Below are 1,184 nucleotides of genomic sequence, written 5' to 3' on the forward strand. Positions count from 1 at the left end.
GGTGGGCTGGGGTGTCGTCATGCAGGACCATCCTGGGTCGGTTGTTGAGCTCGTGCTCGACGGCGAGCAGGTGCGCTGCGGTGTGCACGCTCAGGTCGGTTCCCTTCGGGAAGTAGTCGCGCAGCAGGCCGTTGGTGTTCTCGTTCGAGCCGCGCTGCCACGGGGAGTGGGAGTCACAGAAGTAGACCGGTGTCCCCAGGGACCGCGTGATGCTCAGGTGCGCTGCCATCTCGGTGCCCTGGTCCCAGGTGATCGAGCGCAGCAGCGCCGGCGGCAGGTCGCCCATCCGCGCTGTCAACGCAGCGTGCAAGGCGTCGCTGTCGCGGTACGGAAGGTGCAGCAGCCGAAGGACCCGGGTCGTGCGCTCCACGAGCGTGCCGATCGCGGAGTGCTGGTCTTTGCCGATGATCAGGTCTCCTTCCCAGTGCCCGGCCTCGGACCGGTCCTCGGGCGGAAACGGTCGCTCGTGGACCGTGCGCATGGGCTGTTCGAACCGGGCCCGTCGACGTTCGGTTCGCTGATGGGCACGGCGATGGCTGCGTTCGGTACGCAGCGGCGACCGGCGATGCGGGGCCAGCGGTGAAGGCCGGACCAGTACCGAACCGGGTTGGTAGAGAGCTTGATAGATGCTTTCGTGACACAGCCACATGTCCGGCCGGTCGGAGAAGCGGGAGCGCAGGTGGCGACTGATCTGCTGCGGGCTCCACCGCTGCGCCAACCGCTCGGCGACGTGCCGCCCGAGCTCGGCGTTGGTGTCGACTCGACGCCCGGGACAGCGGGCGCGACGTGCGGTCGCAGCCCGGTGCGCGTCGAACGGGCGGTACCCCGCGGCGCCGGTCGCGTTGCGACGTAGCTCGCGGGAGATCGTCGAGGGCGCTCTCCCTAGGTGCTGCGCGATCTGGCGAATGCCGAGTCCGGCATGGCGCAGATCGGCGATCTGGATCCGCTCGTCCTGAGAGAGGTACCGGCTGCTGATCTGACGCACCGCCAGACGCTCCAAGCCGGGCACGAACCCGACGACACGGCCGCGGCGGTAGACCTTGTAACCGCGGGCCCAGTTGTTCCCCGCGGTACGAGAGACGCCGACCTCTCGGGCGGCCGCCAGAACACTCCACCCCCGCTCGCGCAGCTCCATGAACCGTTGCCGCTTGGCCGACTGCGGGCGACGCCCCGGCCCCTTCTTG

Annotated in this window: 1 protein-coding gene; it reads right to left on the reverse strand. The window is 69.3% G+C overall.

What is annotated here, in order from left to right:
- A partial coding sequence (locus tag ABD979_RS19975; protein ID WP_425584013.1) for an IS30 family transposase occupies positions 1 to 1,184 on the reverse strand: 1,184 nt, incomplete at both ends.

The organism is Terrabacter aeriphilus, assembly GCF_039542985.1.
Classification (GTDB): Bacteria; Actinomycetota; Actinomycetes; order Actinomycetales; family Dermatophilaceae; genus Terrabacter; species Terrabacter aeriphilus.